The organism is Desulfitobacterium sp. LBE, from assembly GCF_007830365.1.
GTDB lineage: Bacteria > Bacillota > Desulfitobacteriia > Desulfitobacteriales > Desulfitobacteriaceae > Desulfitobacterium > Desulfitobacterium hafniense.
This window is the reverse complement of sequence record NZ_VLKD01000001.1, coordinates 801,598-825,735: the sequence shown is the minus strand read 5'-3', so window position 1 is coordinate 825,735 and position 24,138 is coordinate 801,598. Positions and strand designations below refer to the sequence as shown.

Below are 24,138 nucleotides of genomic sequence, written 5' to 3'. Positions count from 1 at the left end.
GTTTAGAGAGTGGCTGAAGCTAAGCAGACCGTTATCTTGGATGTTCAGGGGCTTTCGGTAACCTTTGAGGGTTATGATGCCTCATTGGAAAAAACAACAACCCTGGCGATTGCTGATTTGAGTGTTCAGATTCGTACCGGGGAAATTCTGGCCATAGTCGGCTCCAGTGGTTCAGGGAAAAGCTTGCTTGCTCATGCTATCATGGGTATTCTACCTTACAATGCCCAAGTTGGTGGTAAAATGGCCTATAAAGACCAAGAGCTGACCCCTGAATATCGGGAAAAGCTGCAAGGGAAGGAAATTGCCTTTATTCCCCAATCCGTGGCCTATCTTGACCCGTTGATGCGTGTTGGCGAACAGGTGCGGGGCACCGGAGGGGAAAAGCTGCGGGAGGCTCAGCGGAAAGCTTTTGCGAAATATCGCTTGGATGGAAAAGCAGAAAAACTTTATCCGTTTCAACTTTCGGGCGGTATGGCCCGCAGGATATTGATTTCCACCGCGGTGGTGGCGAATGCAGAGCTGATTATTGCCGATGAACCCACTCCCGGTTTGGATTTAAATCTGGCGATTCAGGCCTTAAAGGATTTCAGAGAATTTGCCGATCAGGGCAAGGGAGTGTTGCTGATTACTCACGATATTGATTTAGCCTTAAATGTGGCCGACCGTATTTCTATTTTTCACAGCGGTACAGTGGTTGAGACGGCAAGGCGGGAAGATTTTTCCGGGGACGGGGAGGGCTTAAAGCATCCTTACAGCCGGGCCCTTTTTAGGGCTTTGCCGCAAAATGGCTTTCAAATAGCTCACTGCCCCCAATGCGGTTTAAGCTGCGCGGTTTGGGAAATTGACGGCGATGAATTGAGGTGTGCTTGTGGCTACCATGCTTGAAGTGAAAGACGTGAGTTTTCGTTACGCAAACGGACCTTGGGTTCTCCATAATGTGAACCTGAAGATCGAGGATGGCGAAAGGGTAGCCTTAGTTGGGCCCAGCGGCTATGGAAAAAGCACTTTGGCCAAAATTATGGCCGGTTTTCTTAGACCGGAAAAAGGAACTGTTCTTCTGGATGGGAAGCCTTTGTCCAAAGGTGAGTACTGCCCCGTGCAACTGGTTTATCAGCATCCGGAAAAAGCATTGAATCCCCGCTGGAAAATGAAGTATTCCTTGAAAGAAGCCGGCGTACTGGATCCGGAGATTATGCAGGAAATGGGCATCCGGGAAATGTGGCTGGAGCGTTGGCCCAATGAACTTTCTGGCGGTGAACTGCAGCGGTTTTGTGTAGTACGGGCTTTAGGAGAGCGGACCCGTTTTTTAATCGCCGATGAAATGACGACCATGTTGGATGCAGTGAACCAGGCTCATATCTGGAAGTTCCTGCTGCGGCACGCAGACAAGAAAAAGTTAGGCATCATTTTGATTACCCATAATATGTATTTAGCGGAGCAGGTGGCAACTCGGATTATTGATGTTCCCTCAATCAATAAAATCAGCGTAAGAACGGAAGATTTGTAAAGAAAACCCGGCTTCGCCCGAAGACACTGTCTTCGCCTTATTTGCCTTTTAATCACGCATCCAGAAAGGCGAAGTCATTGGTAACAGTGTAGAATAAGTTTAAGATAAACCGAGGCATTTGTGTCTCGGTTTTCTTAAACGCTCCCCATGAAGGGGGTGGCTCTTTAAAGATTACCGTTTTTGAAATTCACTCATCTAGATGAGTTATTTCAGAATTGCCGAATTTTTAAACAAAAGAGGACGGGACACGCTTTCTTCGAAAGTAGAGAAGCAAAGCAAAGACCAAAGCCCCTAAGGCATCCAGGATAATATCCGTCATGGTATCGTGGATGCCCACCCCTTGATAGAGAGTGCCAAAGGTACAGTCCATAGTATACTCATAGATCTCCCAGACTCCGCCGGCGGCTAAAGAGAAGGAAAAGGCAAACAGGGCGGCCAGGAGCCTGCTCCTTCCCGAGTCTTGCTTCTGACGGGCATCAAGAAACATCAGCAGCAAGAAACCCATCTGAGCAAAGATAAAGCCTGATGCACCATGGAGCATTTTATCCCACCACCAAAACACATCATACATGCGGTTGGCGGTGCCTAAAAACATGGAAGCGTAAAGAAATAAAATCAGCGCGGTGAGAAATTCCCGGGGAATGGTCAGTTTGTATTTAGTCTCTAAAACGAAGGGAATGGACATAAAGAGCAGAGTCAGCAGGCACATCCCGGTGGATAGCCAGTTTAAGCGGGCAAGATGAACGAAGGTCATGGGGACAATGGTCAGGCATAACAGGATATAAAGCCAAAAGACCAAAGGTCGGGTTCTTTTCATAATCTTCTCCTTAAGCAACTTCTTGATAATGCAGTTCATAATGGCTATAATTTCCTTAGAGCAGGAATTTAATTCTCGAATTGAAGCAGGAGACCTTGTTCCTGCTTTTCTTTTTGAGAAAGGCCTGAATCATGGCGTATGCTCACAGAAAATCTAGTTAGACTAAGCTGTAGAAAGATCTGAAAACTGAGCACAAAAAACGTCAAGATTCTTAAGAAGGGAGTAGCTTATGAATCAAGTTTTGATAAAAACCCACCAACTCACCAAACGCTATGGCGATGTTCCTGTGGTGAACCAGCTAAATCTGGAGGTAAGGGCAGGGGAGATTTTTGGCTTCCTGGGACCCAATGGGGCGGGGAAAACCACTACCATCAAAATCCTGACCGGACTTATGGAGCCCAGTGAAGGGGAAGCTTTGATCTGCGGTTATGATATTCGCAAGCAGCCCACTCAAGCCAAAGCCTTGATGGCCTACGTCCCCGATCAACCCAAATTATACGGCAAGCTCTCGGCCTGGGAATTTCTGAAGCTCATCGGCGATCTTTATCAGATACCTAAAGATGTGTCCCGCAAAAGAGCAGAGATGCTTATGGAGATGTTTGGCCTGCTGGACAGAGCTGATGAACTTTTGGAGGGATATTCCCACGGGATGCGCCAGAAGGTAGTGCTGGCCTCAGCTCTGATCCACCAACCGAAAGTCATTCTCCTGGACGAACCCACCGTAGGCTTGGATCCGGCCAGCGCCCGTCTCCTCAAGGATGTTTTGCAGGAATTGGCACACCAGGGAGCGGCGGTTTTTGTCTCTACGCATATCTTGGAGATTGCGGAAAGAATGTGCCACAGGGTGGGCATTCTGCAAAAAGGAAAACTCATCGCTCAAGGCAGCCCGGAGGAATTGCGCCAAAACGTAGGACATGGGGGAGAAAGTTTAGAAGATATTTTCCTGGAGCTGACCGGAGGTCATGAAAATGAGGAATTGATCAAAAGCCTGGAGGAGGGACGAGCGTGAGAATCCTTTTACCGCCTCCTATCGAAACACCGCCGCCCCCTCAATCCTTCTTTCAGGACTTTATTCTCCTCTTCAAAAATCAATTCCGGGTGTCCTGGAACAAATTCCGTCATCGGCCCAAAAGTGCCATGCTGCTTTATGCCCTGCTGATCTTTTTCATAGTAGCGTTCATCTCCTCCATGGGTTACCTGGCTTATGGAGCTTTGGGCTCGATTTCCTATGAAGTGGTGGAAGGATTTCTTTCCCTGCTCTTTTTAGGGGGATTGGTCGGTCAGATATTTTTCGGGATCACCGCCGCTTTTGCCGCCCTGTATATGTCGGAGGATCTGGAGCTGCTCTTCATCGCTCCAGTATCCTTGAAAGCCGTCTTTGCGGTCAAATCCCTCAGCGTCATCGCCAGCAACTTCTTGACAGCACTTCTTTTCGTGTTTCTGCCGGGGCTTTTTTATGGATTGTTCTTTCAGGCCGGTCCTGCCTTTTACATCCTTGTCCTGCTGGTGGGGCTGGGTCTCATGATCATCGGCACAGCGATTGCCGAGCTGCTGAATTTAGTCGTGATGCGCATCGTTCCCCCCCATCGCAGCAAAGAAGCCGTAGGCTTCATCGGAGCCTTGGCGGGAATTATGATCGCCTTGTTTTTCCAGATTCCCAATCTGATCCTGGGCAGGGAAGAGCAATTTGACATGACCTCCTGGCTTACAGGCAATGAGCAGGTCCTTAACCTGATGCATCTTTTTCCCTGGGGATGGGGCTCCCAGGCCTTAGTAGCCGGTATGTCGGGAGACTTCTTAGTGGGGCTGGGCTGGAGCCTGCTCCTGCTCGCCGTAGGGGTCGGACTCTTTCTCCTGGCCTTTAATCTCCTGGAACAGGGGTTCCGCCGGGGCTTTATCTCCCTGAGCCAGGGTGAAGGGGGCCGCCGGCGCACCAAAAGCCGGAAAAGAGCCTTGCCCGACCAAGTTACACCCGGCCAAACATCAGCAAGAACTTCCCGTACAACTCTGCAAGGAAGGGCAGATACCACTCTGCAGGGAATATTTTCGCTGCTCCATGAAGAACCCGTGGGCCAAACCTCTCCCTTGGCAGGAATGTGGGCTGTGGCCAAAAAGGATTTGCTTTATCTGAAGAGAGATACCCGGGAGTGGTTTGGCTATCTGACTCCTTTGATCATCATGGCTTTTTTTATCGCCCAATACCTCTTTGTCCGCACACCAGGCTCCGAATCATCCCTGGTCACCGTTTTTATCATGTACACGATCATGTTCAGCGGCAACATGGCTCTGCTTTCCTTTGGCCGGGAAGGAGAATCCGATTGGCTTTTGAACAGCGTTCCGCTGGGAGGCTGGCCGGTGGTATTAGGAAAACTGCTGGCTGCAGTCTTACCTACCTTGGTCCTGATGGAAGCTCTCCTGGTGGGAACCGCCCTGGCCATCGGCTTAAGCACCACGATGATCCTGGCTTTAGCCTTCGGCGCCATCTTTCTATCGCTGGGCTCCAGTGCCATTGGTCTCTTTTATTCCATTAACTATTCCCGATTTAACCCGGAAAATCCTCAGCAGCGGATTTCCCCGGGAGCATCCATGTTCATGTATCTGGTGAATATGATCTTTGTCCTCTTGCTGGCCTTGGGCATTCTCTATGTGTTCCGTCCGGTGGAATTAGTGGCTGTCCTGCAGGCGCTTCCTCCCGTAACCTACGAAGGCGGCTTTTGGTCAGGTGTTCTCTATGTCCTATATCTTCTGAGCCGGCCGATCCTCTGGCCAACCTGGGCACGGCTGATTATAGGTATCCCCGTTACGGCCGCTATCTGGGCAGTGATGTTCTTTGGCTTTATGGCCGCTACTGTGAGACAAAGCCGCAAAGGCTTCCGGGTGGAGATCGTCACCACGAAAAAGAAGCAGAAAACAAGGAAGAAAAAGTAGAGGTAAAGTAGAGGTGTTGAGCCCATGTCCATAGAGCCGTTGCTGACCATTCAAAACAATGAACAGCTAAGCCAACTTCTTCAAGAACAAAAAACCTCAATCCTCTACTTCAGCAGCCCTGACTGCAATGTCTGCCACGCCCTTTTGCCTAAAGTGTTGAAAGTGGCACAGGTTTACAAGATTCCCGTAGGGCAAATCAACACTCAGGAATTTAAGGAAGGAGCAGGGCAGCTCCTGGTCTTTACCGTACCGACGCTGCTGGTTATGTGCGAAGGAAGAGAGATTCTCAGAGAGAGTCGGTTCATAGACCTCCAAAATACAGCCCGGATTCTGGAGTCCGTCACCGAAGAGATGCAGGTACCTTCTAGCATTATAAGCTTATCTAATATATAATGAGGTGTAATACTTTAAATCCCGTATGATTTCGGGTGTCTAAAGATGCCTGTAGCGTGAAAAAATAGTAGAGTAGACCTGATAACTAAAGAAATTGAGGTGAAGCCATGATTACTTTTGGAATGATTACACCAACCGTAGCCATTATCGTCTTGGTAATTGCGCTGCTTATTTTTGGTCCCGGCAAGCTTCCTGAAGTTGGGAAGGCCATGAATAAGGGATTAAAGAATTTTAAACGTGAAATGAACACTGTCGATGCGGAAATTGTCAGCGAAGAGAAGAACACCGATCCCAAGGAAAAGACAGAAGAGTAATAGAAAGAAGGATAAAAGAGACGTTTTGGCTCCTCCAGGGGACAGCCAAAACGTCTCTTCTTATGTTTCATATTTTCTGCCGGCTGGCCTCAAATAATAGTTGAGAACTATCGTCTTGTTCGTTTGGTTTTTACTTATGAATAACCCCGGCTGGATACATAATAAAAAGATAAAAATAGATCACTTGTTAGGAGGTAACAGCATGGGCAACAAACTCGTGGAACTAGTCTCAGCATTGACCACCTCTTCTGAAGAAGTGCTTCCCGATATCCTTATTCTTGAATTCCGAATCGTAACAGCCTGCCTTGTCGGGATACCCGAAGGGGAAGGATCTAAATGGGTTCTTGTAGATACGGGCCTGGAAAACTCCAGCCAATTCATTCTGGAATCCGTTCATTCCCGTTTCGGAAAAAACAGCCGTCCTCAGGCCATTATTTTAACCCATGGACATTTCGATCACGTGGGTTCTGTAAAAGAATTGGCAGAATACTGGGATGTTCCCGTCTACGCCCATACTCTGGAGCTTCCTTATCTTACCGGCAAAAAGGATTACCCTTTAGCTGATCCGGGAGTAGGAGGAGGATTGGTGTCCGGGATATCCACCACCTTTCCCCATACCCGAATTGACTTGGGATACCGCATCTTTCCCTTGCCTGATCATGGAGCGGTCCCAGGTATGCCGGGTTGGCAATGGGTTCACACCCCAGGCCATACCGACGGACATATTTCCCTGTTCCGGGAAAAAGATCGGGTTCTTCTCGCTGCCGATGCCTTTACGACAACGAAGCAGGAATCCTTGTGGTCCGTGATGACTCAAGAGGAGCAGATTGGCGGACCGCCAAAGTACTTTACGACAGATTGGGTAGAAGCCGAAAAATCTGTAAAACGATTGGAAGAGCTGAAGCCCTCCCTGGTCATCCCCAGTCATGGCAAACCCATGGCAGGGGATGAATTAAGCCGTCACTTAGTCTATCTTGCTCAGCATTTCCAGGAAATCGCTGTGCCGGAACAAGGAAGGTTTGTAGAGTAAAAGAATCCACCATAAAGGCCTAGGGATCAGCAGGAAATACACCTTCAAAATAGAATAGTTAGACAAATCAGTTAATTGAGGAGATGTGAAGGTGGGGGGTAATCATGAAAGAAAGCCAAAAGAAATACCGGGATGCCCTGGAGCATGCCAAGCAAGAATTTGCCAAGCGCAGTTTTGCCAAGATTCTGGAGCTGTCCGGAGCTGCTCCTTATGACGAATCCAGTCTGGTCCTCCTCTATGGGGGTGAACATTACCGGGTCTGGTACCCCGAAGGGGAAATCAGCCCCTGTGAGGACATCACTGATCAGATTCTTATCCTTCAATACCTGACAGAAGTATGCGGAGTCCAGCCTACCGGACGTTGGATATCCTTCCGAGAGCTGCCGGGCGGAAACAACCACTATGGAGCCTTTAAGCTGGAAGCTATGGATCCGATAGCAGAGCACTTCGGCAACTCACCGGAGAAATTCGAGTCCATATGCCAGATGCTCAAAGGCAAAAAACTGGCAATGGGAGACATAGCCTATGCCATAGAGGTTCTGCCCAAACTTGAGCTGGCCTTGATTCTGTGGCTGGCCGACGACGAATGGCCGGCCAAGGCCAATCTGCTTTATGACGCCACAGCCAGCATGCATCTGAATACGGAAGGGCTGGAAGTTATGGCCATCAATCTGGTGGAGAAGATGATTGCCAAGGCTGCCAGCCTCTAGATAAAAGACCTGAAGGGTGCCGCGGGCTGCTAAGAAGCAGCCCGCGGCACCCTTCAGGCTTGCACGGAGAGATATCAGAAAAAATAATATTTTATTAATATTTAGCAATAAACTGTTAATATCTATGTGATAATATACACAATATAGTAACGAATAATCTGACTATAGGGCTGAGAGGCGGAAAGGAGGTTAAAGGCAAGCATTAGTGGAGAGATAAAAGCAAAAGGATTCACAAGTACAAGCAAAACGGAGGCTACAGAAGAGAATCTTCCCCAGCGAAAGGGGGCTCAGGGAAGCGCGGATGGATAACATCAGACTCAGAAACTAAAAAATTTAAGGGCGAAGCGGAGGTAGGAAAATGGTAAATAAAGATTTTAAGGTCAGTCGCCGCTCCTTTTTGAAATGGAGCGCAGCTGTTGCCGGCTCATCGACACTGGTGGGATGCATGCCCCTAACTTCGGGAGCAGGAGCTGAACCGGCAGTTGCTCAAGCCGGAAACCGTCATCTTGATGCGGAAATAAAGCCTTCGATATGTTGGCATAATTGCGGCGGGCGCTGTCAGATTAAAGCCCAGGTGAAGGACGGTGTTGTCCTGAGTTTTGTGACGGACAATGAGGGACCGGATACTCCGGATAATCTTCAGGCCAGGGCTTGTTTGAAAGGGAGATCCCAGCGTCAGCGCCTCTATCATCCGGATCGGCTGAAATACCCCATGAAACGAGTGGGGGAGCGGGGAGCCGGGCAATGGGAGAAGATCTCCTGGGAAGAGGCTCTGGATACCACAGCTTCTGAGTTAAAACGTATTATCAATCAATATGGCAATGAATCGGTATATTTTATTTATGCTTCAGGGGTAGGTGGAGCATTTAACCAAAGCTATGTAGGGGGAGCATCTGCGAGACTTCTTAATGCACTGGGAGGATATCTCAGCTTTTATGGCAACTACAGCCAGGCCAATTATATGTATGCCATTCCTTATATGTTTGGAGCCGGTTATGGAGGAAGCTCTCCCACCAGTTTTTCAGATGCCCAGCTGATCGTGATGTTCGGCGATAATCCCGCCAGCACAAGGGTGGGTGGTCTTAATTCAACATACTATCTCAAATTAGCGAAAGAAAACGGAACCAAAGTTATTGTCATCGATCCCCGTCACAGTGATACGGTAGGCACCTTTGCCGACCAGTGGATTCCTATTCGTCCGACCACTGATGCGGCACTTGTGGCAGGCCTTGCTTATGTCATACTGACAGAGGAACTTCATGATCAAGCCTTCCTGGACAAGTATTGTGTAGGTTTTGATGAAGAGCACATGCCTGAGGGAGTTCCGGCAGGAAATTCCTATAAGAGCTACTTGCTGGGAGTCAGTGATGGTCAGCCGAAAACTCCGCAATGGGCGTCGGAAATCACAGGTGTTCCTGTAGAAACGATTATACAATTGGCCAGAGAGATTGCCGGTGCCAAGCCCTGCTTTATTCTGCAGGGACGGGGCATGCAGCGCCATGCCAACGGAGAATTCCAGGCTCTTTCCGTTCCTCTTTTAGCCCTGATGACAGGGAATATGGGCAAACTCGGCGCTAATCCCGGTATGTATGAAGGCTTTACTTCAGTAAAAATGGGGGCATACCCTGCAGGAACAAATCCAATACAAACCAAAGTATCTTTCTTTATGTTTACCGATGCCATTGAAAAAGGAGGCAACCACACCAAAGAAAATGGTGGCCTGCAAGGTGCGGACCGGTTGCAGCATGGCATCAAGTTTATCTGGAATTATGGCGGCAATGCCTTGATCAATCAGCATTCCGATACCGGACGGACCACCGAGTTATTGAAAGATACATCGAAATGCGAATTTATCCTGGGCATTGAGAATTTTATGACTCCCAGTATGGAGTATGCCGATATCATCCTCCCCGATATCACACAATTTGAGCAGGAAGATATCGTCACCCGGGCTTTGGGACAAGGGCTTGCCCTGTATGGGCAAAAATTGGTGGACCCTTTGTATGAGTGCAAGGGTGTTTATGAAATCTGCACAGAACTGGCCAAACGCCTGGATGTCCTTGATAAGTTTGATGAAGGAAAGAGCCAGGAACAATATTTGCGTGAATGTGTCGCTGTGGCTCAGGCGGCTCATCCCGACTTCCCGTCTTTCGAAGCATTCCGGGAAAAGGGCATTTATAAGACGAAACCTAAGAAAGTTATTGCTTATCAAGCCTTTGTGGAGGATCCGGAAAAGAACCCGCTGCAAACTCCCTCCGGAAAGGTGGAGATTTTCTCCAAAACTCTCTACGATATGAATAATCCGGAGAGAATACCGGCTGTTCCTAAATATGTAGCTGTTGCAGAAGGTCCGAAAGGCGCTCTGAAAGAAAAATATCCCCTGCAATGCATCGGCCATCACAGCAAACGCCGTGTCCATTCCACCTTTGATAATCTGCCCTGGATGGAGGAAGCGGAGCCTCAGAAGCTATGGCTCAACCCTCAGGACGCCGCGGCGAGAGGAATTGAAGATGACGATACGGTCAAGATCTTTAACGATCGAGGGACGGTAAAAGTCAAAGTGAAGGTTACTCCCCGTCTCATCCCAGGGGTATGCTCTCTTCCTCAAGGAGCTTGGTATACCCCTGATGCTCAGGGCGTGGATACCAGAGGATGTATCAACACCTTGACCACTTGGGAGCCCACCGCTCTGGCCTGGGGCAATCCTCAGCATACCAATTTAGTCCAAGTAGAGAAAGCGTAGGAGGTGATGGGGATGGCAAATCAATACGGTTTTTATGTAGATCAGCACAATTGCATTGGCTGTTTTACCTGTCAGATTGCCTGTAAGGATAAAAATGATTTGGCAGACGGCTTGCGCTGGAGAAAGGTTCATGAATTTACCGGCGGCTCCTGCATCGAAGAAAACGGCGTATTCAAAAGCAATGTCTTTGCTTACTGGCTCTCTCTGGGCTGCAATCATTGTGAACATCCTAAATGTGCGGAGAATTGTCCCACCGGCGCCATGTACAAACGGGAGGAAGATGGTATCGTCTTGGTGGATCAGGATAAGTGCATAGGCTGCGGTTACTGTACCTGGTCCTGCCCTTATGAAGTGCCCCAGGTTGCCGGAAAGACAGCATCCAAATGCAACTTCTGCATTGATCTGCAAAAGGAAGGAAAAAATCCGGCCTGTGTCGATGCTTGCATTATGCGGGTATTGAAATTCGGCCCCCTTGATGAACTGCGAGCTGAATATGGAGAAATCGCTCAGGTCAAAGGGTTGCCCAGTGCCGACATCACCAAACCTTCCTTGGTTATTACACCCCATAAGGCTGCAATAAAGTAGAAGGGAGCTTGACCATGAAAGAAATGCCATTGATCATCTTTACCCTGAGTATGCAGGCGGCTGTGGGAGCAGTCCTGTGGGCAACATTTCTCCGGCTTCGGGACAAAGAAGCTCCCGCTTATCAAACCAATACCTTATGTGCATTAATCCTGAGTGCAGTGGGCATCATCGCTTCGCTGCTCCACTTAGGGAAACCTTTCTTAGCCCTTACCAGTATGTCCAATTTCATGGGGTCCTGGCTGAGCAGGGAGATTTTCTTCAGCGGCGGCTTCTTTGTGCTGTTGGCGGTCTTTTGGTGGCTGGAACGGTCCCATAAAGCCCATTCCCTTAAAGAAACAGCCGGGTATTTAGCCTGCTTATCAGGTTTGGCCGCCGTATTCGCCATGGCTAAACTTTATATGGAGACGATCATTCCAGCCTGGCAAAGTGCCAACACCTTGATTGATTTTTATGCTACCACCCTGGTTCTGGGGGCCATCGTCTTCTATGTGTCCAGCGGACAAAAAGGCAGGGAGAAGCTCCCCAGGCTTGAGCTCTTCGTTCTCGGCATCGTCCTGGTGCAAATCGCTTTTCTTCCCAACTATGTTGCCGGCTTAGGAGCAATGGCCGGGGCCGGCCAGGAAAGTGCCGCCTTGCTTGCCGGTGGTTACAGCGCTGCCGTTTCCCTGCGTTGGCTGCTGATGTTGGGCGGGGTTTTCCTTTTCCTTATTTCACGCACAGGAAAATTCATCAATCAAAAAGGCTTTTTATATACAGCGGTGGGGATCTTAATCGTCGGAGAAATTATGGGGAGGTATCTTTTCTATACCTCCGGCATTCCCATTGGCTTAGGCATACTCTAAACATCCGGATTGATTAAAATACAAAGGCTTAGAAATGATTGTTCATTTCTAAGCCTTTGTCATGTGGAATCCTTCTTATTTATTCCAAAATGATGACATTAACAGGACACATATCGGCAGCTTCCTTGGCACTCTCTTCCAGTTCCGCTGGAACAGGATTAACATAAGCCTCAGCCAGTCCGTCATCATTCATCCGAAAGATCTCCGGACATACAGCTTCGCAGGAGCCACAACCAATGCAGTCAGATTCTACAGTTGCATACATGATAATTCCCCTCCCTTTCTATGTACTTGCCTACATTGTAACAGAATAGTGCAGAATTTGGCAGTATTTTTTTCTTGAAGAATTTTGTCGTTTTAAGGGATATTAATTGTCTTTACAATTGCGAAGATTTGGTTTACTCTTGGAATAGAAGTATACTAGTATATACAACTATACTAAAAGGAGGTCTTTATTTTGAGCGGTGAATTAGCGAAAAAACTGGGAGCACTGGATGAGGATGCCGTCTTGGCGGGAGTACAGGCGTTAAAGGAACAAGGCGTTCCTGGGCTGGATATCATTCAGGAGCTGCAGGAAGGCATGCAGGCGGTTGGTCAAAAGTATGAAGCGAAAGAGTATTTTCTCTCTGAATTGATTATGTCGGCTGAAATTTTCAATGAAGCGATCAGTGCACTGGGTGATTTATCCGGAACAGAGCAATCTCATTTAGGAAATTTCGTCTTGGGCACAATCTATGGCGATATCCACGACATCGGAAAAAACATTGTCAGCACGGTTTTAAAATGCAATGGCTTTAACGTGATTGATCTTGGCGTTGATGTACCTACTGAAAAATTTATCGAAGGGATCAAAGAATATAAGCCAAAGGTCATCGGGTTCTCCTGTTTGCTTACGACTGCCTTTGATAATATAAAGGCGGCCATCGAAGAGATTGAAAAAGCCGGTCTCAGGAGCGAGCTGAGAATTCTTATCGGCGGCGGTCCTGTTGACCAATCGGTATGTGATTATGTAAAGGCCGATGCGGTCTGCAGGAGTGCTCAGGAAGCAGTGGAAGTCGCTCAAAAATTCTCAGCTTAAAATCAGCCTGGAATCAGCCATTCTATAGTGCATGGTGATCAGAAGAGGAGGCACTGGGATGCTCATTGTCGGAGAATTGATCAATACCAGTCGTACAGAAATCAAAACTGCTGTCTTAAACAGGGATGCCGAAACCATTCAGCAGGTGGCTAAGGCCCAAGAGGCAGCTGGAGCAACCTACCTTGATGTGAATTGCGGAAATTTAGTGGAACAGGAAATCGCCGCTATGGGCTGGCTTGTGGATACTATTCAGGAGGTATCGGCCTTACCCTTGAGTATCGACAGCCCCAACCCCGCAGCTTTAAGTGAAGGTCTGCAAAGAGCCCGGCATGGACAGCCCATGATCAACTCAATTTCCAATGAAACTGCCCGCTGGCAGGCTGTATTGCCCCTGGTTTTGGAATACAGGACCAAGATCATTGCCCTCTGCATTGAAGATTCAGGAATGCCGAAAGGGCTGGAAGATCGGTTGAGAATTGCCGATAGTGTTATTAATCGGCTTGTTCAGGCTGGAGTGCCCCTGGAAGCTATTTATATAGACCCCTTGGTGACTCCTATAAGCACGGATCAAAAAACCGGCAAAATACTTTTAAAGGTTATTCGAACTATTATGGAGGGTTATCCAGGCGTTCACACCATCTGTGGATTAAGCAATATCTCTTATGGATTACCTGCCCGCAAAGTTCTCAATCGTCTCTTCATGGTCCAAACCATGAGTGCGGGTATGGATAGTTATATTCTTAATCCTACGGACAAAGGAATGTTAGGCTCACTGAAAGGCTCAATGGCCTTGCTTGGACTGGATAGGCATTGCCGGGCCTACAATAACGCCTATCGGGAAGGGTTATACGATCACGCCTAGGTTACTCAGGAAAGAAGTAAAAGTTAGGAGTGAAACTCATGTCAAACAGTCAGTTATATGCAGAACGGAAAGAAAGAATAGCGAAGGCCGTGGCCCTCGGGAAAACGGATCGGACTCCTGTGGTGCTGGAATTTGCAGCCTTTGCAGCCCGGGCTCAAACTATGTCGGTGGCTGAATTTATAAGCAGCAGCTTAGTTTCGGCCGAAGCCATGATTAAAACTGTGGAAAAAGTCGGCGGGGCGGACGGTGTCGATTATGGAAGCTACTTTAAATATGGGCTGGAAATGGCCTGGCTAAGTAAGATCAAACGGCCGGGAGAGGAACTCCCGGAAAATGAGTTGTGGCAGGTCGTTGAGGCCGAATTGATGAAGCAGAGTGACTATGATCGGATTGTTGAAGAAGGCTGGCCCAACTGGCTGATGTCCTATGTAACAGAACACTTTGGTCCCGAATTGCTTCCGCAAATTATGGCTGATGGACAAAATGCCCCCAAGGTGGCCGAGATGTGGAAAGAAGCCGGTATTCCTACCTTGACAGGTGGTGGGGGTGTAACGACAATCCCCTATGAAATGTTCTGTGGCGGCCGTTCATTTTCTAAATTTGTGCGGGATATGTTTAAAATACCGGACAAGGTGCAAGCTGCCATGGATGCCGCTTTACCTTTCATGGCTCCGCAAAGTATAGCAGGATCTAAACAACTGGGTTTAGAGTATCTCTGGTTGGGGGGCTGGCGGGCAGCCAGTGAAATGCTGTCTCAGGCCCAATGGGATCGCTTTGTTTTCCCTTATTATGAGAAACTGATTTATGAAATCCTTGACGCCGGAATTACCCCTATTCTTCATTTTGATTCTGATTGGACCCGGGACTTGGCGCGCTTCAAAGATTTCCCCAAAGGAAAAATTATTCTGGAGCTTGATGGCATGACCGATATCTATAAGGCTAAAGAAATATTGGGAGATACCATGTGTATTATGGGTGATGTACCCGCAGCCCTGCTTACCCTGGGAACGCCGGATGCTGTTCATAACTACTGCCGGAAATTGATCGAAGAAATAGGTCCCACAGGGTTTATCCTCCACCCGGGCTGTGATATTCCTATTGATGCCAAAATAGAAAATGTTCAAGCCATGGTGGCATCTGTAACCTCTAAATAATTGATGATACAATAGACAAAGGCAGACTGCTGCCTTTGTCTATCATTACCTAAAGGGAGAAGGCTGTTATGAAGACTCGAGAATCCTTTGTACCGGTTTATTTTCAACTTGCTGAAGACTTAAAAGAAAAGATCCTGGCCGGCGAACTTAAGCCGGGTGATGCTTTGCCTTCAGAGACTCAACTGGGTGAGCAATACGGAATCAGTAAAATGACCGTGCGCAATGGCCTGAGGCTCTTAGCTCAGGAAGGGCTGATTGAATCCTTCCGCGGTAAGGGGAGCTTTGTTGCTCACCCGAATCTCAGTGAGCTCATTCTTAATCTTGCCGAACACGGATCGGAAAACCCGCAAGACTATGATTCTAGATTGCTCGCTATCAATGTTATAGCAGCGGAAGATGGGGTCGCGTTACGCCTTCAGATTAAACCCGGAACCAAACTTATTCAATTTCGCAGGCTGCTCCTTATTGAGGGGGAACCGGTGGCGGTGGAGAATCGTTATCTGACCTATCAGCGGGGGCAGCCCCTTGTGGAACAGGAAATTAAGTATGCTGATTTTCCTGAAGCTGTTGCCAGGCATACAGGAATCATCACCGAAGGCAATCAGGTCACCATTTCCGCCGTATCTTTGCACCAGGCTGAGGCCGAGCTGTTAGAAGCATCTTCCGGAATTCCCGCCTTGAAAGTTGAACAATTGGTTTATGGAAGACAAAATACACCCTTAGGATTATCCATTATGATCTGTCATGGCGAAAAATATCATCTGATCGCTTCCACACGGAGTTTTTTTGGCTAAGAAGGACTTCATGTTAGAGGGGAAGGAATGCGTATGGTTGAAAGCATGCTGGTGGCCGCGGTAACCCGTCTCGATGTGGATAAAGTGTTAGCTCTGGCGGTGTCGGAAATACAAAGCGGCAAAGACTCCATAGAAATTATTGAAGAGACGCGTCAGGGAATGACCCAAGTCGGTCATTTATACGACCAGGGAAAGTACTTCCTGGCGGATCTTATGATGTCCGCAGAGATTTTTAAGGATGTCATCAGCCTGGTGTCAGACCAGGCTAATGCCATAGCTGTAATTGAACCCTCGGCGACGATTTTGTTTGGAACCGTCAAAAAAGATATCCATGATATAGGCAAGAATTTAATGATTAGCTTGCTTCGCTTTAATGGGTACAAGGTCATTGACCTGGGCGTGGATGTGGCTCCGGAAAGATTTGCCGAAGGATGTATTGAACACAGGGCCTCCATCGTCTGTTTATCGGGACTGATCACCCAATCCTATGATTCCATGCGCCTGACCGTTCAAGCTCTTGAGAAAATGGGACTAAGACCGGGGGTAAAGGTTGTCATTGGCGGTTTAGTTAATGAACAGGTCAGACAGTATACCAAGGCAGATTATTGGGTTAAAGATTGCTCAGAAGGAGTAAAGCTCTGCTCCTCTCTCTTCAATCTGAAAAAACATCAAGAAATATCCTGAAGGTGAATTGTATGAAGACTGTAATCATAGCTTGCCATACCCTTAAGGATGAACTTAACAGCGCGATTCAAGAGGCTGACTGCCCATTCCCTGTGCTATGGATAGAATCAGGGCTGCATCTTTACACAGATACCTTAAATAAGCGCCTCCAGCAGGAATTGGCCAGAATCACCAATGTGGACCGCATCCTCCTGGCCTTTGGGTATTGCGGCAATTCTTTACTGGGGCTGACTTCCCCTCATGCCCAGCTGGTCTTTCCCTGTGTTGATGATTGCATCAGTCTTCTCCTGGGTTCTCAGCACGCCAGGAAGAAAATATCGGAAGAAATGGGCACCTATTATCTCACCAAAGGGTGGCTGGAATTCGAAAGCAACATCTGGCAGGAATACCAGTATGCTGTGAAACGCTATGGCAAGGAAAAGGCGGAGCGCCTGTTCAGACAAATCCTTAATCATTATCACCGGTTGGCCGTAATTGATACAGGGGCCTATGAGATAGCCGACTTCCTCGAACTTACGGAAAAGATAGCCGCTACCTTGAAACTAAGCCATCAGATCATACCAGGCTCCACAAGCTACCTCAAGAAATTGCTCACAGGTCCTTGGGATGATGAGTTTGTCATTGTTCCTCCCGGGGAAATCGTTACTTTAACCCATTTATGCCATGACACTAATGAACCCCTTTGGCAAATTATCGGTATGTCCCAGTAGAGGATAACTAACCAGAGATTGAGCGAGGTTTATTCAATGGGTAAAGAAATAACCTCCCGAATCATCATTGGGGGTCAAAACCCCATTGCTGTTAAAAACAGGGCCTGGACCCTTATGGATATCTTAACGGATGCAGGTGTGTTTTTAGAGTCGGTCTGCGGCGGCCAAGGAACCTGCGGCAAATGCAAGGTCCGGGTTCTGAGCGGACAGGTGACGGATGGGCAGGGAAATCCTGCTGAACCTGAAAATGATGGCTCGTACTTAGCCTGCCGGGTTTATCCATTAGGTCAAGTCGTATTGGCTGACATCACCCAAAGAGGAGTCACGGCGAAAGGGGAAATCGGGAGAATCCATATTTCCCTTGAGGATAGGGCTCCAGTACTCAGCAAGTCGGTGGTGCGACCGACCTATCCGACTTTAGCGCAAAACTACTCGCTGCAGGAAATGATCAGCAACGTCAATGAGCTGCAATCGCAAGAGAAGCTGGATTTACATATCACCGCATTACGGGATATGGCTTCGTTGGCCCAAACCAAGACAGAGAGCTATACTTTGATTCACTTGGACAATCATGTGACAGCGGTGGAAGCAGGAGATACTTCTTCAGTTCTTTACGGAGTAGCTTTCGATATCGGAAGTACTACAGTTGCTGGAATGCTTATGGACATGAATAGGGGGGAGGTGGTTGCTGCCGCAGCCGAAACCAATCCTCAGTCAGCCTATGGTGCCGATGTCATCTCCCGCATTAAAGCGGCGGAGAAGCCGGAAGGATTAAAACAGCTTTCTGATCTGATTCGCCATTGTCTAAGTATCCTGATCCGCAGGCTTTGCTCCATAAGCGGGATAAGGGTACAGGATATTTATCTGGTGACCATCGTGGGAAATTCAACCATGGAACACCTTCTGATGGGGATCTCACCTGCCAGCCTGACTATCCCTCCCTATGTGCAAGCCTTTAAAACACTGTCACCTTTTCCACCCCAGGAACTTTCCCTGGATATTCACCCGGGGGGACGGGTGATTCTTATCCCCAATATTGCCAGTTTTGTGGGTGCAGATACCACAGCAGCTATCTTGGCTATGGATCAGGATCTGACTCCCAAGCTCACCTTATTGATCGATTTAGGAACGAACGGGGAGATTGTTCTCGGCAATCGGGAGCGAATGATTGTTACCTCTACAGCTGCCGGTCCCGCTTTTGAAGGCGCACAGCTATCCTGCGGTATGAGGGCCACGGATGGGGCCATCGATGATATCATCCTGCAGGAAGATGTCCTGATCCGAACGATTAACGCTCAGAACCCTGCCGGAATATGTGGATCGGGAATCATTAAAGCTCTCGCCGAAATGGTGCGCAGGGGGATCATCACCTCCTCAGGGCGATTTGCGGAGAACAGTCAAATGGCGCAGCTCTCTCCTGAGCTCCGGTCCAGAATAAGGGAGAAGGAGGGGCAGCGGGAATTTGTACTGGCCTTTGCTGAGGAAAGCGCCAACGGTTCGGATATTGTCATTACCCAAGGGGATGTGCGGGAGCTTCAACTGGTTAAGTCCTCGATTTGCACAGGATCGCAAATCTTAATGCAGACCTTGGGCGTCAACCCAGAAGACATTGAACAGGTTTTTATCGCCGGTGCTTTCGGCAGTTTTGTGGATTTGGACAGCGCCTTGGCTATTGGCTTAATCCCTATACAAGAACGAAACAGAATCCGCTCCGTGGGCAATGCGGCGGGAGAAGGGGCTGCCAAGGCTTTGCTTTCACACAAGCACATTCAACGCTGCCAGGCCATTGCCGAGAAAGCAGAGTTTGTCGAGTTGGCTAATCATCCTCAGTTTCAAAAGAGCTTTATTAATAATCTGGCATTTCCAAAAGTCCTTCGGTAATATGTCAAGACTCTAAGCGAGTCAAATTTTCAGTTAGCTAATAATCAGTGGGCAAAAAAGGCAACAAGAAACCATCTCATTCCCAAACTATCGTGGGAAAAAGTTACAAAAATGGAGTATCGGTTAGCGCAATTCATGCTTGGTTTGCATTCCCCCTATTGCCATGTGGCCTATAGATTTGGTTGCTGCGTAGCAGAGCATCAACCATACGGACGAGTTTGCGTGCAGTAAGCACGAGAGCACGGCGATGATGATGAGTCTTACTTTCCGAAAATTTACGTTGGTAGAAGACCTTGTACTCTGGTTCCTTTTGGCGTACTAAGTTAGCAGCCTGGATGATATAACTGCGCAAGTAGGTGTTGCCAGTTCGGGTTAAGGGTGTGTCATCGGCTGTAAAATCACCTGACTGGTGGGTACGCCAGGTTAACCCAATAAACTTTGCTAAGGCTCCTTCATTCGGAAAACGACGGATGTCTCCGATCTCAGCAATAATACCAGCTGAAAGCACAGGGCCAATACCGGGAATGGTAATGAGCGTATTCGGGAAATGCCTGATTTCTGCTTCGATTGCCTTATCGATTTTCTTTACCTGCTTCTCCAAGGTGTGGATGGTTTCAATGCTCGTGGCCAGGATAAGGTTAATGGGTTGCAATAGGCTTCCACGCAGTCGATGGGCCTTGCGGGCAGCTTCCTTCAACTCTCTGGCTTTGGTTTCCGGATCCTCGAAATGACGTTTTCCTTTCTCCATGAGGAAATCAATCAGTTCATCAAGCGGTGGAGCCGCAACCTCTTCTGGAGAAAAAAACTCAAGTGTCAAGGATTCAGAAGTAGCGCCGAAAGTGTTACTAAAAACCGCACCTTGGGCAAGCGTGCTAAACTTCAAGAACAAGTTCGTGAGAAAATAATTCTTCTCTCTGGAAATCATCTCAATCAAATGACACCGAAAGCGAGTGAGGCGCTGTAAGGGTAAGTAGCGGAAATCGACCTGAGAGCCCTCTGGGAGCCGACCGAAGCGTAGACGTTCGGCAATGACCCAGGCATCAATCCAATCGTTTTTCGGAAGGTCCACATAAGCCTTCTTGAAATTAGCAACGACCTTGGGGTTAAAGGAATAAATTTGGGGCTGCAAAGGGGCTAAAGAATGGTCTTCCGCTAAGAACATTTGTAACGGCCAACTGTATACGGAAGTGGCCTCTAAACCAATAACCAGCCGGTCCACATTCACTTGAGCACAGGCGTCAAAGAGATATCGGGCAACTTGCTCACAACCAGGCTGATCATTCAAAGCCCGTAGCCTTTTAACCGGTTCATTACCACGCTCATCTAAGATTCGCACTTTAAAATCACTGGAACTCACATCAATACCGACAAATAAACTCAATTAAAATCACCTCACTTTCTGAGCCAAACAATTTGTAAGATTAACGTTGGGACCAGGCACCACAACAGGTCAACAACCTCGCCGAATCAGCACTTGTCCTAAAAAGACCTTGGATCCAACCGATCTGCTACTATCGGAGGAGTTCCCTTTAAGCTGTGCAACCTTCGAGTTAAAAGTTCAAATTGTGGGCTGGCAGTCAGACTTAAAAAGAGGTCAGAGCCTCAAGGAGGAAAAGGCTTTGCCAGAACGAACCTCACGGTACCATTTTGCTTGAAATCCCAACAAACTTAAATACTTTTTTGTTGTCAAAGAACGATCTGAGGAATCTCAGGTATTCCTCATCCTGAGCCTGTGGACAGTGCCAGCCTGTGGAAAAGCCCTTTGGGGTCTGTCCTAAAAGAGCTTTCCCAACAGGCTTTGGACAAGTCGAATTTGAAGTATGCCTTGGGGTTGACTTGTCCACACTGCCCACAGGCACGACGGCTGCATGGGGTATGCGTTATCCTGTGTGCATCTTGTTGCGGTTGACCATATCTACTGAATTTCCAGTTTTCTATGGTCATTTAAATACCCCACGTTCCATTAGTTTTTGGGACTCGTGGGGCAGGAACTAAATCAATTATACGAGGAGGTATAACATGAACGTTTTACTCTTTGGCGGCTTTTTGGGCGCGGGTAAGACCTCCTTGATTCTCTCTGCGGCCAAGTTCCTGGTGGAGAATAATCTAACCGCCCAAGCAACCAACCCGGCCAAACCCTCTTTAATTATTATCGAGAATGAAGTGGGTGAGACAGGGATTGATGATAAAATCCTCAAAGCCAATGGGCTGATGGTTCGGGAGCTTTTCTCCGGTTGTATTTGCTGCACATTGACCTCTGAACTGACTGTGACTTTAAATGAGCTTTATGAAACCTATGATCCCCAGTGGGTGATCGTGGAGGCCACGGGAATGGCTTATCCCCATCGAATCGCGGAAACCATTCACACCTATGGCAAGGGAGTCGAAAACCTGAAGATCATGATCGTCGCCGATGCTGAACGTTGGGAAGAACTGATGGAGATCGTCCCCGGGCTTGTTGAAGGTCAGATCGCTAAGGCGGATCTGATTTTTCTCAATAAGATCGACTGTATGCACCATGAGGCCTTGGCCGAAATAGAAAAAAGCCTGCATCTTCTTAATCCTGCAGCACAAATTCATTGTGTATCAGCTTTTAGGGGAATTAACCCGGAAATCTGGCGTGAGGCGGTGTGGAGAAATGAGTGAGCACAAGCATGAGCAGCACCGGCATGGTCATGCTTGTGAATGCGAAAGTTGTCATGGGTCTGAACACCGGCACGAAAACACGCTGCAAAAGGTTCATGCTGCCCTTAATGAAGAACCTGAGATTTTCTCGGAAAGCTATGAATTAACCTTTAAGCAGGAAAGCAGCACCCTCCCTGTACAAGAAGCTCTGCTCCACTGGAGCGGTGAGATCCTCCGCTGGGTGAAGAACAAACATGGTTTTGTAGGGCATATCAAAGGTTTCAGCGAAGGAACAGAGCATTTTTGGTTTTCTTCTACGGGAAAAGCCATCAATATAAAATCATCTTCCGGCTGGAGTGAGGGGATGGACAAAAAGTTCACCATCAACGCTACCGCCATAATATTCGGTACTCCTAAAGAAGAGCTTGCTGAATACGCGAGGCAGTGTTTAGAACTCTCCATCGCAACTAAATGTCCGGATTCAACACTGGTCAGGAAATAACCGGAGAATAAACCTAAGTCTTGATTACAGCCATTTCTGGGGAATTGATATCACCCTTACAGGGCAACATTATAATAGTTTTGTAGTTTTTGTTGTCCCTGAACAAGCGAAGGAGTGATAGCAATGAGTGAAACCAAAATTCCTCAACCCACTTTTCCTGCCCAGCACCAGGATAAGCAGCCCGGACTGGAAACCTTAATGAATCCCAGCCCCATCTTCGAGGACCTGAACTATCGGCCCAGCGGCAAGTTACAGGGCAAAGTCGCCTTGATCAGCGGCGGAGACAGTGGCATCGGGAAAGCGGTAGCCATTCTCTATGCCAAAGAAGGTGCCGATATTGCCATCGTTTATCTTGATGAACAGGTTGATGCCCAAGCAACCAAGGCGAGAATTGAGCAGCTGGGGAGGCGCTGCCTGCTGATCCCAGGGGATATTGGCGAGGAAAATTTCAGCAATCAAGCTGTGCAAAAAACCTTGGATACCTTGGGAGGATTAGATATCCTCGTGAACAATGCAGCGGAACAGCACCCCCAGAATTCCCTTCTCGATATTACTGCTCAACAAATTGAGCAAACCTTTCGCACCAATATTTTCGGCATGCTGTATCTGACCAAGGCAGCACTTCCTCATCTCAGATACGGCTCCGTAATTATCAATACAGCTTCGATTACAGCTTATAAAGGGGATGCCAAACTTATCGACTATTCCGCATCCAAAGGAGCAGTCGTGGCTTTCACACGTTCTCTTTCTGAATCACTGATCAAACAGGGCATCCGTGTCAACGGCGTAGCACCCGGTCCCATCTGGACGCCGCTGATTCCGGCATCTTTCGACGCCAATGAGGTTTCCACCTTTGGCAGCACTACTCCCATGCAGCGGGCCGGACAGCCGGTGGAATTAGCTCCGGCCTATTTGTTCCTTGCTTGCGAGGGTTCTGCCTATATGTCGGGGCAGATAGTACATGTCAATGGCGGAACCATAGTCAACGGGTGATGATCAAGGTAATTCACGATCCTATAAGTCACATATTAGGAAGAAGTCTTCGACACTCTTCGTCTTTACGAAGGGTGTTTTTGTTATTTACAGAGGATCAACATGATGATGAGGAACCTCCTTATCGATCATTTGTTAACTGACCATTTGACCAAACGGGAATAGGCTCGCCTAAGAAGGTGGGTTCAGGCTTAAACAAAGCATAAAGAAAGTCCTTATTCCGAGCGGCGACTTCACGAAGTTTATAATAATTCATGCCAAGGTAATATCGTTTATCAGCAATAACACCGTACGATTCGATCCCCATCTTGCGGGAATCAAAGATTGCCCGGTATAAGTGATAATCCTGAGTGACGACGATTAGGCTTTGAACCTGAAAGATTTCCTTTGCTCGATACATACTTTCATAGGTCGAAAACCCGGCGTGATCCATAAAGATATGCTCATCTGGAACCCCTTTGGCCATTAAATAATCCTTCATACCATTAACTTCGTCATATTCTTTTCGACCGTGATCACCACTCACGATAATTTTTGTGTCTGGGTTTTTAGTATAAACTTCATAGGCTGTTTCCAAGCGATCTCCCAGCATATCAGAGGGTTTTCCTGTGTTTGGATTAAAGTAAGCCCCCAGCACTAAAATGGCATCGGTTTGGGGTAAAGGTTTATCCATCGTAACTATATACTTTGCGCTAAAGGAATGAACATAAAAATTTATGCTAAGAACAGAGAGTCCTCCAACGAGAAAAGCGATAACCAGTAATTGTAGTAGTCTGATCACTTTAGTTTTAATTTTAAGTCTCTCCTTCCTGAAGAAGCTCTGCAGTTCTAGCGATATTAACCCTTTTCATTTTAAGTGAAAGAGGAGGAAAAGAAAATAGGCAGTGCTTTAAGATAGCACATGGAGTGTTGCGCTCAACTTTTTGATAGGTCTTCAATAGACCACACTTTGCCAACCTAAGACAGATTGGTGAAATAAGTGAATT

General features: G+C 47.8%; 25 protein-coding genes. 21 read left to right on the top strand and 4 right to left on the bottom strand.

The window, feature by feature from the left end:
• Positions 1–9: 9 nt before the first annotated feature.
• Complete coding sequence (locus DESLBE_RS04110; RefSeq protein WP_018212851.1) at positions 10–885, top strand: ABC transporter ATP-binding protein; 876 nt, start codon at positions 10–12, stop codon at positions 883–885.
• Entirely contained in the window at positions 869–1,507 is a 639-nt protein-coding gene (locus DESLBE_RS04105; RefSeq protein ID WP_020493337.1) for an ATP-binding cassette domain-containing protein, read from the top strand. Before DESLBE_RS04110 ends, DESLBE_RS04105 begins: the two co-directional genes overlap by 17 nt.
• A 226-nt stretch (positions 1,508–1,733) precedes the next feature.
• Here the strand turns inward: DESLBE_RS04105 and DESLBE_RS04100 are convergent, their stop codons facing one another.
• A complete protein-coding gene (locus DESLBE_RS04100) occupies positions 1,734–2,324 on the bottom strand; it encodes a hypothetical protein (protein ID WP_035243365.1) in 591 nt (196 codons plus the stop codon).
• A gap of 229 nt (positions 2,325–2,553) precedes the next feature.
• Between DESLBE_RS04100 and DESLBE_RS04095 the strand changes: the two genes are divergently transcribed.
• The 9 genes from DESLBE_RS04095 to DESLBE_RS04055 all read left to right on the top strand — a co-directional run bounded on the left by DESLBE_RS04095 (position 2,554) and on the right by DESLBE_RS04055 (position 11,869).
• Positions 2,554–3,333 (top strand): ABC transporter ATP-binding protein, encoded by a 780-nt coding sequence (locus DESLBE_RS04095; protein ID WP_018212848.1) that lies wholly within the window; start codon positions 2,554–2,556, stop codon positions 3,331–3,333.
• On the top strand, positions 3,330–5,252 hold the full coding sequence (locus tag DESLBE_RS04090; RefSeq protein WP_005816571.1) for a hypothetical protein: 1,923 nt from the start codon (positions 3,330–3,332) through the stop codon (positions 5,250–5,252). Before DESLBE_RS04095 ends, DESLBE_RS04090 begins: the two co-directional genes overlap by 4 nt.
• Before the next feature lie 24 nt (positions 5,253–5,276).
• Positions 5,277–5,645 carry a thioredoxin family protein gene (locus DESLBE_RS04085; RefSeq protein WP_005816569.1) on the top strand — a complete coding sequence of 123 codons (369 nt, stop codon included), beginning with the start codon at positions 5,277–5,279 and terminating at the stop codon, positions 5,643–5,645.
• A gap of 107 nt (positions 5,646–5,752) precedes the next feature.
• Positions 5,753–5,959 carry a twin-arginine translocase TatA/TatE family subunit gene (locus tag DESLBE_RS04080; RefSeq protein WP_005816567.1) on the top strand — a complete coding sequence of 69 codons (207 nt, stop codon included), beginning with the start codon at positions 5,753–5,755 and terminating at the stop codon, positions 5,957–5,959.
• 202 nt (positions 5,960–6,161) lie between these two features.
• Complete coding sequence (locus DESLBE_RS04075) at positions 6,162–6,989, top strand: MBL fold metallo-hydrolase (protein WP_018212847.1); 828 nt, start codon at positions 6,162–6,164, stop codon at positions 6,987–6,989.
• Positions 6,990–7,093: 104 nt separating this feature from the next.
• Positions 7,094–7,699 carry a DUF3786 domain-containing protein gene (locus DESLBE_RS04070; protein WP_018212846.1) on the top strand — a complete coding sequence of 202 codons (606 nt, stop codon included), beginning with the start codon at positions 7,094–7,096 and terminating at the stop codon, positions 7,697–7,699.
• A gap of 358 nt (positions 7,700–8,057) precedes the next feature.
• Positions 8,058–10,442, top strand: a complete 2,385-nt coding sequence (locus DESLBE_RS04065) for a DMSO/selenate family reductase complex A subunit (RefSeq protein WP_018212845.1) — start codon at positions 8,058–8,060, stop codon at positions 10,440–10,442.
• A 12-nt stretch (positions 10,443–10,454) separates the two neighbouring features.
• A complete protein-coding gene (locus DESLBE_RS04060; protein WP_005808950.1) occupies positions 10,455–11,027 on the top strand; it encodes a DMSO/selenate family reductase complex B subunit in 573 nt (190 codons plus the stop codon).
• A gap of 14 nt (positions 11,028–11,041) precedes the next feature.
• Positions 11,042–11,869, top strand: coding sequence for a DmsC/YnfH family molybdoenzyme membrane anchor subunit (locus DESLBE_RS04055; RefSeq protein ID WP_018212844.1), 828 nt, complete (start codon positions 11,042–11,044; stop codon positions 11,867–11,869).
• 79 nt (positions 11,870–11,948) lie between these two features.
• On the opposite strand, the gene DESLBE_RS04050 is transcribed toward DESLBE_RS04055, so the two are convergent.
• Positions 11,949–12,134, bottom strand: coding sequence for a ferredoxin (locus DESLBE_RS04050; RefSeq protein ID WP_005808945.1), 186 nt, complete (start codon positions 12,132–12,134; stop codon positions 11,949–11,951).
• Between the two features lie 192 nt (positions 12,135–12,326).
• Here DESLBE_RS04050 and DESLBE_RS04045 point away from each other — a divergent pair, with 192 nt between their 5' ends.
• The 7 genes from DESLBE_RS04045 (at position 12,327) to DESLBE_RS04015 (ending at position 19,032) form a co-directional block, all read left to right on the top strand.
• A complete protein-coding gene (locus DESLBE_RS04045; RefSeq protein ID WP_026183998.1) occupies positions 12,327–12,947 on the top strand; it encodes a cobalamin-dependent protein in 621 nt (206 codons plus the stop codon).
• Positions 12,948–13,005: 58 nt separating this feature from the next.
• A complete protein-coding gene (locus tag DESLBE_RS04040) occupies positions 13,006–13,809 on the top strand; it encodes a methyltetrahydrofolate cobalamin methyltransferase (protein ID WP_015944091.1) in 804 nt (267 codons plus the stop codon).
• Positions 13,810–13,847: 38 nt separating this feature from the next.
• On the top strand, positions 13,848–14,963 hold the full coding sequence (locus DESLBE_RS04035) for a uroporphyrinogen decarboxylase family protein (protein WP_018212843.1): 1,116 nt from the start codon (positions 13,848–13,850) through the stop codon (positions 14,961–14,963).
• Between the two features lie 68 nt (positions 14,964–15,031).
• Positions 15,032–15,757, top strand: coding sequence for a GntR family transcriptional regulator (locus tag DESLBE_RS04030; RefSeq protein WP_015944093.1), 726 nt, complete (start codon positions 15,032–15,034; stop codon positions 15,755–15,757).
• A gap of 27 nt (positions 15,758–15,784) precedes the next feature.
• Entirely contained in the window at positions 15,785–16,441 is a 657-nt protein-coding gene (locus DESLBE_RS04025; protein WP_018212842.1) for a cobalamin-dependent protein, read from the top strand.
• Positions 16,442–16,452: 11 nt separating this feature from the next.
• Positions 16,453–17,151 carry a DUF1638 domain-containing protein gene (locus DESLBE_RS04020; RefSeq protein WP_005808932.1) on the top strand — a complete coding sequence of 233 codons (699 nt, stop codon included), beginning with the start codon at positions 16,453–16,455 and terminating at the stop codon, positions 17,149–17,151.
• A 36-nt stretch (positions 17,152–17,187) separates the two neighbouring features.
• Positions 17,188–19,032, top strand: coding sequence for an ASKHA domain-containing protein (locus DESLBE_RS04015; protein WP_144675216.1), 1,845 nt, complete (start codon positions 17,188–17,190; stop codon positions 19,030–19,032).
• A gap of 133 nt (positions 19,033–19,165) precedes the next feature.
• Here DESLBE_RS04015 and DESLBE_RS04010 read toward each other — a convergent pair whose 3' ends face one another.
• The gene (locus tag DESLBE_RS04010) at positions 19,166–20,413 is read right to left on the bottom strand and encodes an IS110-like element ISDha12 family transposase (RefSeq protein WP_144675214.1); all 1,248 of its coding nucleotides are present in this window, start codon (positions 20,411–20,413) and stop codon (positions 19,166–19,168) included.
• Between the two features lie 638 nt (positions 20,414–21,051).
• Between DESLBE_RS04010 and DESLBE_RS04000 the strand changes: the two genes are divergently transcribed.
• The 3 genes from DESLBE_RS04000 (at position 21,052) to DESLBE_RS03990 (ending at position 23,152) form a co-directional block, all read left to right on the top strand.
• Positions 21,052–21,678, top strand: coding sequence for a CobW-like GTP-binding protein (locus tag DESLBE_RS04000; RefSeq protein ID WP_005808928.1), 627 nt, complete (start codon positions 21,052–21,054; stop codon positions 21,676–21,678).
• The gene (locus tag DESLBE_RS03995) at positions 21,671–22,159 is read left to right on the top strand and encodes a hypothetical protein (protein WP_005808925.1); all 489 of its coding nucleotides are present in this window, start codon (positions 21,671–21,673) and stop codon (positions 22,157–22,159) included. The genes DESLBE_RS04000 and DESLBE_RS03995 overlap by 8 nt, the downstream gene beginning before the upstream one ends.
• A 123-nt stretch (positions 22,160–22,282) precedes the next feature.
• Entirely contained in the window at positions 22,283–23,152 is an 870-nt protein-coding gene (locus tag DESLBE_RS03990; protein ID WP_005808923.1) for an SDR family oxidoreductase, read from the top strand.
• Positions 23,153–23,273: 121 nt separating this feature from the next.
• On the opposite strand, the gene DESLBE_RS03985 is transcribed toward DESLBE_RS03990, so the two are convergent.
• A complete protein-coding gene (locus DESLBE_RS03985) occupies positions 23,274–23,933 on the bottom strand; it encodes an ElyC/SanA/YdcF family protein (protein ID WP_005808922.1) in 660 nt (219 codons plus the stop codon).
• Positions 23,934–24,138: the final 205 nt, after the last annotated feature.

Coding starts and splice junctions, on each gene's coding strand:
- DESLBE_RS04100 (WP_035243365.1), bottom strand. CDS start 2,324: ATGAAAAGAACCCGACCTTTGGTCTTTTGGCTTTATATCCTGTTATGC.
- DESLBE_RS04095 (WP_018212848.1), top strand. CDS start 2,554: ATGAATCAAGTTTTGATAAAAACCCACCAACTCACCAAACGCTATGGC.
- DESLBE_RS04085 (WP_005816569.1), top strand. CDS start 5,277: ATGTCCATAGAGCCGTTGCTGACCATTCAAAACAATGAACAGCTAAGC.
- DESLBE_RS04080 (WP_005816567.1), top strand. CDS start 5,753: ATGATTACTTTTGGAATGATTACACCAACCGTAGCCATTATCGTCTTG.
- DESLBE_RS04075 (WP_018212847.1), top strand. CDS start 6,162: ATGGGCAACAAACTCGTGGAACTAGTCTCAGCATTGACCACCTCTTCT.
- DESLBE_RS04070 (WP_018212846.1), top strand. CDS start 7,094: ATGAAAGAAAGCCAAAAGAAATACCGGGATGCCCTGGAGCATGCCAAG.
- DESLBE_RS04065 (WP_018212845.1), top strand. CDS start 8,058: ATGGTAAATAAAGATTTTAAGGTCAGTCGCCGCTCCTTTTTGAAATGG.
- DESLBE_RS04060 (WP_005808950.1), top strand. CDS start 10,455: ATGGCAAATCAATACGGTTTTTATGTAGATCAGCACAATTGCATTGGC.
- DESLBE_RS04055 (WP_018212844.1), top strand. CDS start 11,042: ATGAAAGAAATGCCATTGATCATCTTTACCCTGAGTATGCAGGCGGCT.
- DESLBE_RS04050 (WP_005808945.1), bottom strand. CDS start 12,134: ATGTATGCAACTGTAGAATCTGACTGCATTGGTTGTGGCTCCTGCGAA.
- DESLBE_RS04040 (WP_015944091.1), top strand. CDS start 13,006: ATGCTCATTGTCGGAGAATTGATCAATACCAGTCGTACAGAAATCAAA.
- DESLBE_RS04035 (WP_018212843.1), top strand. CDS start 13,848: ATGTCAAACAGTCAGTTATATGCAGAACGGAAAGAAAGAATAGCGAAG.
- DESLBE_RS04030 (WP_015944093.1), top strand. CDS start 15,032: ATGAAGACTCGAGAATCCTTTGTACCGGTTTATTTTCAACTTGCTGAA.
- DESLBE_RS04025 (WP_018212842.1), top strand. CDS start 15,785: ATGCGTATGGTTGAAAGCATGCTGGTGGCCGCGGTAACCCGTCTCGAT.
- DESLBE_RS04020 (WP_005808932.1), top strand. CDS start 16,453: ATGAAGACTGTAATCATAGCTTGCCATACCCTTAAGGATGAACTTAAC.
- DESLBE_RS04015 (WP_144675216.1), top strand. CDS start 17,188: ATGGGTAAAGAAATAACCTCCCGAATCATCATTGGGGGTCAAAACCCC.
- DESLBE_RS04000 (WP_005808928.1), top strand. CDS start 21,052: ATGAACGTTTTACTCTTTGGCGGCTTTTTGGGCGCGGGTAAGACCTCC.
- DESLBE_RS03995 (WP_005808925.1), top strand. CDS start 21,671: ATGAGTGAGCACAAGCATGAGCAGCACCGGCATGGTCATGCTTGTGAA.
- DESLBE_RS03990 (WP_005808923.1), top strand. CDS start 22,283: ATGAGTGAAACCAAAATTCCTCAACCCACTTTTCCTGCCCAGCACCAG.